This window comes from Streptococcus sp. STR1/CE/0325, assembly GCF_055386095.1.
The window spans coordinates 1672611-1680000 of record NZ_AP045018.1; the positions used below are offsets into that span (position 1 = coordinate 1672611).

6 protein-coding genes and 6 tRNA genes are annotated in these 7390 nt (G+C 43.0%); all 12 read right to left on the bottom strand.

Annotation, left to right across the window (positions count from 1 at the left end):
* Nucleotides 1-43 precede the first annotated feature (43 nt).
* Nucleotides 44-1951: an SSURE domain-containing protein gene (locus ACZ49W_RS08035; RefSeq protein WP_464814784.1), complete on the bottom strand. Its 1908-nt coding sequence runs from the start codon at nt 1949-1951 to the stop codon at nt 44-46.
* 109 nt (nt 1952-2060) lie between these two features.
* Nucleotides 2061-2831 carry a DNA repair protein RecO gene (gene recO, locus ACZ49W_RS08040; protein ID WP_464814785.1) on the bottom strand — a complete coding sequence of 257 codons (771 nt, stop codon included), beginning with the start codon at nt 2829-2831 and terminating at the stop codon, nt 2061-2063.
* 48 nt (nt 2832-2879) lie between these two features.
* Nucleotides 2880-3848: a ribose-phosphate diphosphokinase gene (locus ACZ49W_RS08045; protein WP_464814786.1), complete on the bottom strand. Its 969-nt coding sequence runs from the start codon at nt 3846-3848 to the stop codon at nt 2880-2882.
* A gap of 114 nt (nt 3849-3962) precedes the next feature.
* Complete coding sequence (locus ACZ49W_RS08050; protein ID WP_464814787.1) at nt 3963-5324, bottom strand: CHAP domain-containing protein; 1362 nt, start codon at nt 5322-5324, stop codon at nt 3963-3965.
* A 97-nt stretch (nt 5325-5421) separates the two neighbouring features.
* Nucleotides 5422-5934 (bottom strand): rod shape-determining protein MreD, encoded by a 513-nt coding sequence (mreD, locus tag ACZ49W_RS08055; RefSeq protein WP_464814788.1) that lies wholly within the window; start codon nt 5932-5934, stop codon nt 5422-5424.
* Between the two features lie 4 nt (nt 5935-5938).
* Nucleotides 5939-6769, bottom strand: coding sequence for a rod shape-determining protein MreC (mreC, locus tag ACZ49W_RS08060; protein WP_464814789.1), 831 nt, complete (start codon nt 6767-6769; stop codon nt 5939-5941).
* A 74-nt stretch (nt 6770-6843) separates the two neighbouring features.
* Nucleotides 6844-6931: transfer RNA gene (locus ACZ49W_RS08065), tRNA-Ser, on the bottom strand.
* Between the two features lie 13 nt (nt 6932-6944).
* A tRNA-Ile gene (locus ACZ49W_RS08070) sits at nt 6945-7018 on the bottom strand.
* Nucleotides 7019-7054: 36 nt separating this feature from the next.
* Nucleotides 7055-7125, bottom strand: a tRNA-Gly gene (locus ACZ49W_RS08075).
* Nucleotides 7126-7139: 14 nt separating this feature from the next.
* Nucleotides 7140-7212 (bottom strand) — tRNA-Phe (locus ACZ49W_RS08080).
* Between the two features lie 3 nt (nt 7213-7215).
* A tRNA-Met gene (locus ACZ49W_RS08085) sits at nt 7216-7289 on the bottom strand.
* A 9-nt stretch (nt 7290-7298) separates the two neighbouring features.
* A tRNA-Ser gene (locus ACZ49W_RS08090) sits at nt 7299-7388 on the bottom strand.
* Between the last annotated feature and the right edge of the window lie 2 nt (nt 7389-7390).

Consider the following 7390-nt stretch of genomic DNA (forward strand, 5'->3'; position numbering starts at 1 on the left):
TAGTGTTCATCTGTGTACGAAAAGGAAGAAATGATGAAGTCGATTAGTCCTTGCGAGAAGCCTTAACGCTAGAGGAGAATCCAAACAAGCCTGCCAATCCCAGTGCCAGTACACCAAAGACGCTCGTAGCCGATGATTTATCACCTGTTTGAGGGAGCATCTTCATCTCTTGATGCTTCATCATCTGATCGTGATGAGCTGCCATCATGTGATGGCGTTCCATTGGCATTTTATCAAGCATCATTTTTTGTGGTTGCTCTGACATCATCATGTGATGATGCTTTTCTGACATGTCTTTTAATGAACCAAGGTCAAATTTTGGTTTTTCCATGGTCAAGGCTTGTCCCACAGCATGTTCTTTACCGTTTATATGCACCTTCACCATGCGGCTAGCCACAACATGTGATGTATCAGCTTTACCATCTTTATTGCCATAAACTTCGATGGTCGCATCATAGTCCATGCTACCATTATTGCGAAGCTGATTGAGGTAGTCTTGACCCATCAAGCCTTCAAGACCGGCCAGCTTCACTTGGTAGAAATATTGGCCCTTGGTCAAACCTGCCACAGGTTCAAGTGCCGCATTGTGGTCGCTACCATTGTCTGACCATGGCGCCTTGTCACTGGATTTGAGAAGCAGGCGCGTCAACATGCCATCGCCACCGAAGAATTCATAAGGGATAACACTATCCACACCAGCTAGGAAAGGACCTGAGACCTGTGCCTCCTCAAGGTAAGCGGCGGGAACATCGATTTGGTCTTTCACGTTAGTGGCTACACCATTTTCAATAGCAGCTGGTGAAGTCAAACCATTGAAATGCACCTTCACCATGCGGCTAGCCACAACATGCGATGTATCAGCTTTACCATCTTTATTACCATAAACCTCGATGGTCGCATCATAGTCCATAGTACCGTTGTTGCGAAGTTGGTTGAGGTAGTCTTGACCCATCAAGCCTTCAAGACCGGCTAGCTTCACTTGGTAGAAATATTGACCCTTGGTCAAACCAGCCACTGATTCAAGTGCCGCATTGTGGTCGCTACCATTGTCTGACCATGGCGCCTTGTCACTAGATTTAAGAAGCAGGCGCGTCAACATGCCATCGCCACCGAAGAATTCATAAGGGATAACACTATCCACACCAGCTAGGAAAGGTCCAGGGACCTGTGCCTGCTCAAGATAAGCGGCGGGAACATCGATTTGGTCTTTCACGTTAGTGGCTACACCATTTTCAATAGCTTCTGGTTGAGTCACTCCTTGTATATGTAGGACTACCGCCCGATTTGCGACCACATGATTGAGATCAGCCTGACCACCTTTTTGACCATAAACTAGCACAGTTGCTTGATAATCCTTGGTTCCATTTGCTCTTAGTTGATCCAAGAGAGCTTGATCTTCCTTACCTGCTGCATTACCGTCTAGAGCGACTTGGTAGAAATAATCTCCCTTACTCAAGCCTTCCACAGGAAGTAGTGGTGCGTTTTGATCCTTGCCGTTATCTGACCAAGGCGCTTGATCACTATCTTTGAGAAGAAGACGCGTCAGCATCCCATCCCCACCAAAGGCGTGATAAGGAATCACTTGGTTGACCCCAGCTGTAAAAGGGCCAGGATATTGCGCATTAGCCAAATACTCTGATGGGACTGTCGTTTCCGCTTTGACCCCATCCGCTACCGCTTGCTGAACAGCGCTCTCACTGGTCATCGGTGTCGCTTGAGGTTCCATAGCTGAAGCAGTTGTCGTCATAGAAGTATCAGAAGTCGGTTGCGTTTCTTGTTGCATCATAGCAGTTGAGTCAGCAGCCGTCATTTCGTTCGCTTGAGCAACTGGGCTATTCAAAAGAACCAAAAAACCACTGGCGATTACGACCGAACCAACAACAGAACCCACTTTACGGATGGAAAACTTCCGAAAAGCATCTGATGGGTATGATTTGGGTGTTTGTTTCATAAGTCTCTCCTTTAATACAAGTCTTATTTTTTACTAAAACCAGTTTACCAGAAAGACCTTAGCTATCTTTTATCCAATTCTTAACCATCTCTTAATTAAGGCTTAGCCTTTACTTATCTTCAGGTGTTTTCAGCACCTCGCCCCAATCTTTGAGACTTTGAATAAACCGCTTACTCTTTAGCTCAATACCGACATAATAATCATACATCCCATCCATAAAGGTACGCAACTCTGCTTTTAAGCCCTCATTTAAGCGAATGGAACTCAACTCCTGATAGCGCACTTCCTTAAAGCGATTTAATAAATACACACTATTGGGATGGAGATGGCTGCGTCTTGGATCTTGGTCATAATGACTAGGACATAGCACTCCTGAGTACTGAAAGGAAAAATCAAAAGCTTGATCGGTCCTATGGCACACAGCGCACTCATGAAAATTCAAACTCACCCCAAAACGTTCCAAAATCTGTACCTCAAAAATCAAGGTGAGCACCTCATAGTCCAGCCCTTCTTCCATCAATTCCAAGGTCTTAACCACAAATTGAAAAAGATGAGGATCATTGACCCTGTCCGTTATAGCGGCATCCGAAAGCGCACAAACATAAGTCGCATAAGCAAGACAAAACAAATCCTGATTAATGTTCGGAAAAACCTGAACCTCCCTATAATCTTGAATATAGGACAAGCCATCTTCATTCAAGGTAACAATAAAATCCGCCCCCACCAAGGGTTGAATGACCGGTGTCAATTTGTTTTGCTTGGCCTGCTTGACAAAAAACATGCGTTTCCCTGCTTTTTCAGTAAAAATCTTAACTAATTTATCACTCTCTCTAAAATTTTGGTTATAGAGGACCAACCCCCTCGTTTCAACTGTTTTCATCGTCTTATTATCACAAAAAGTAAGGCAAATTCGCCTTACTTAACTTCTCTATTTGGCTTCAGCCAACTCAAACAAAGGAGAGAGTGGGCGTTTTTCATGAATACGGATAATCGCCTCTGCAATCAAGTCCGCAATCGAGATTTGCTCGATTTCCTCAATCAAACGCTCCTCTGGAAGATAAATGGTATCAAGCACCACCAACTTCTCAATGGCTGAATTGTGAATATTATCCAAAGCAGGCCCCGACAAAACAGGGTGGGTACAGGACGCATACACCTTAACCGCACCTGCTTCTGCTAAAGCATCCGCAGCATGAGCGATCGTTCCAGCTGTATCAATCATGTCATCAATCAAAATACAGGTCTTGCCTTCCACATTTCCGATAATGTTCATGACCTCACTGGTATTCATCTTGTCCACACTACGACGCTTGTCGATAATGGCGATCGGTGTCTTTAAAAATTGCGCTAACTTTCTCGCACGCGTCACGCCACCATGGTCAGGACTGACTACGACATAACCATCTCCCATCATGCCACGACGCACAAAATAATCCGCAATCAAAGGAGCCCCCATCAAGTGATCCACTGGAATATCAAAGAAACCTTGGATTTGAGCTGCGTGCAAATCAACTGTGACTAAACGATCCACACCTGCTACTTGTAACATATTTGCTACCAACTTTGAAGTAATCGGCTCACGAGAACGCGCTTTTCTATCTTGTCTTGCATAACCATAATAAGGCATCACCACACTAACGCTTTCAGCACTAGCACGCTTCAAGGCATCCACCATGATTAAGATTTCCATGAGATTATCATTAACTGGCGAACTGGTTGATTGCAAGATAAACACATGACTACCGCGAATGGATTCCTCAATATTAACCTGCAACTCTCCATCTGAAAATTGGCGAACCGTTGATTTTCCCAGTTCAATGCCGATTTTCTCTGCCACTTTCTCCGCCAACTCCTTATTTGACGACAGCGCAAATAATTTTAAATTAGAATAAGACATGATTTCCTCCAAAGTTTTCTTCACTTACTATTCTAACCCTTTTTTAGGTTTTTTTCAAACAATCTTTGTGAAAGAAGCAAAAAAGATAGGGAAACCCTATCTTTCTCTCATATCTTATGGATAAATGTACATTACTGTACCGCCACCCCAGATTGGGTTGGTTGGATTGAAGTCTCCACGGTAGTTACCGATAGATTGAATACCATTGTAGTTTGATTCCATAACTTGGATGCTAGTTGAACTGTTTACGGCTGTCACATAAGCGACGTGGCCATAGCCACCACCATCATAAGGCCATACTGCAACAGCACCAACAACTGGTGTTGTCCCTACTGAATGACCAGCAGCTTGTGCACTGGCAATCCATTGGTTAGCATTTCCCCAATAGTTACCAACCCAAGATGCCAAGGCTTTAACACCCCATGTACATTGACCAACTGGGTAGGTATTGTTGGTATCATAAACTTGTGGCGCTGCTTGGGCTGCAGGTTGTGCAACAGTCTCTGTAACAACTGGCTCAGCAACGGATTCTGCCACAACAGGCTCTGCTGCTGGTTGAGCTACACTTTCAGCAACAACTGGTTCTGATGCTGGAGTCACTTCTTGAGCAACACTTGTTTCAGCTTGAGTTGCTGCTTCTACGGTATCAACTGGACGCTCCAACATTTCTTTTGTTGCTTGAGGTTCTGTTGTAACCGCAGGAGTTGCTGCTTCCGGTGTTGCAGCTGCTTCAAGAGCTTTCTTAGCTGCTTCTTGTTCTGCCGCTGCTTGCCTTTGTGCTGCTGCAGCTGCTTCTGCCGCTGCTTGCTCTGCTGCTGCTTTTTGGGAAGCAAGAGCATCTCTTTGAGCTTGAGCAGATGCCATTTCATCAGAAAGGCTAGCTTGGGCTGCTGCCAATTCTTCTTGATGGCTAGCTAACACAGCTGCATTTTCTTCAATCGCTGCTTGGTTTTCAGCAACTGTTGCTTTAGCTGCTTCATTTTCAGCTTGTTTTGCTTCAAGTTCTTCTTTATCAGCTTTTTGTTGGGCCAACATGTTGTCATTTGCCACAACAATTTCGCGGATTGCTACGATGCGGTTGATCGCTTCTGAAATTGATTTTGAATTAAGAATCGTGTTGATATAGTTGGTTGCAGTATTCTTCTTTTGTGCACTACGTGCTTGTTGTTTAAGAGAAGCATTACGAGCAACAATCTTGTTAGACAAGTCTTGGATTTGCTTTGTCAAGGTCGCAGACTCTTCTTGAAGACGTTCTGTCTCAGAAGTCAAACGTTCTTGCTCTGATTGAAGACTCAACAATTGAGATTGAACATTTGCTGCTTGATCTTGAACAAGCGCTTGTTGGCTAGCCAAATTAGCAATCAAGTTATCTTGGATAGTGATTTTTGAATCAAAATCATCGGCATGAGCCACAGCAGTTGCCGCTGTTAAGGTCACCCCACTTACTAATACAGCTGATAAAATACGTTTTTTCATGTTAAAATTACTCTCACTTTCTTTGATAAGACACCTACTATTATAGCAAAAAATTTCCAATCCTATGTTACGCTACTATTACACTTCCGTGATAAAACTAAGTAATCCTCTTTTCATAAGATTGAGATAAGAAACGATAGAAACACAGATAAAAGAAGCTATTCAATAATAAACTAGGAAATACCTCATAGGTAATAAAAGCAAAGAAAGGATAGAGGGTTAACTGATAATACCAAGCCAAGCCATATAGTCCTAGTTCAAAGAAAAAGTTGGTCAATATAAGCAATAGGGTGGTCGAGTAAAGATTATACCTAACCCCTCTTAAAGGGCTTAGCTTTGCCAAAATCGAAACCATTGGAAATAGGAAACTCAAAACACCTAAATGGTTCAAATAATAAATATCATATAGTAATCCCAGTAAGGTATAAGTCACAATAACGCTCTTGAAAGAAAAGTATTTCATATCATACAGCCAAACCATCAACAACAGATAGACCACGAAACGGTAATTCAAGTGAACAAGGCGGCTAAAAAAAGAAGACAAATGGGCATCACCAATCAATAAAATCAGTAAAACAGCAGCATGTAACCATTTATTTTTAATCCACATCTCTCTACTTTCCTAACACCAAAACGTATTGAATAGAGGTAAAGTCCGCCAAAGGCTTAACATAAACCTTTCGATTTAACAAACCACCTTTATCCTCGACTGCCTCAACTTGACCAATTTCAACATTGGCTGCTGTATCTCCATCAAGACCACTGGTTTTCACCGTTGCTTTTTCCTTAATCTCTTCCGAACTATTTAACTCTGTAATAACAAAAGCCTCTTTCTCCTCATCGTAAGACGATAGAGATCCGTAAATAATACGTCCTTCCGATTCAATCTTTACTGGAATAGCTAATTTCTTCTCTTGATTGGTCAAAAGGGTCACTTGACTACTATTTTCATTGACAAGACTAATCTGACCTATTAACCCTTGATTGGATAAGACTAACATCCCTTTTTCAATTCCCTTTGAACGCCCAACGTTGATTGTTAAACGATCCAACCATAAGGCTGACTGCCTCAAAGTTACTTCTCCAGCAACAGAAGATAAACTAGCATAACGCGTTTTTAAGTCTAGTGTTTCTTTCAAGGCTTTATTTTCTGCTTCCAAACTATCGAGTTTAGCTTTTTGGGAATTTAAGCCAGATAAGGTTTTTTTCAAGTCTTGATTTTCTTGATAAGCCCCGATTAAATCCTCAATATCCTTATTCAAGTGAACCACTCCTGTAAAAGGAGAAAGAATCACTTGATCAACAGAAGCCATTACTTCTCTCACAGGATTAAAAACCGGCAGCACTTTTTTGTTGATTTTCGATATAAAAAAAAGTATCGCAACACAGGATACTATTGAAATTAACACTGCAACCAGCAATCGGGACCATCTCACACGTTTCATCGACACACCACTTCCAACTATCTATTCGTAAAACAAAACGAGCTACCTCTATAAAGATAAACTCGTTCAAATTACGGAGAATAAGGGATTCGAACCCTTGCGCCAGTTACCCGACCTAACGATTTAGCAAACCGTCCTCTTCAGCCTCTTGAGTAATTCTCCATTATTATAAAAATGGGCACGAGTGGACTCGAACCACCGACCTCACGCTTATCAGGCGTGCGCTCTAACCACCTGAGCTACGCGCCCAAGCATATCTGCTTGGCAATATGAACCAATGTTCAAAGCGGGTGACGAGAATCGAACTCGCGACAACAGCTTGGAAGGCTGTAGTTTTACCACTAAACTACACCCGCTTATCAACAAAATATGGCGCGAGACGGAATCGAACCGCCGACACATGGAGCTTCAATCCATTGCTCTACCAACTGAGCTACCGAGCCAAATTGCGGGAGCAGGATTTGAACCTACGACCTTCGGGTTATGAGCCCGACGAGCTACCGAGCTGCTCCATCCCGCGTTATTCTAAAGGAGGATGTGGGATTCGAACCCACGCACGCTTTTACACGCCTGACGGTTTTCAAGACCGTTCCCTTCAGCCGGACTTGGGTAATCCTCCAT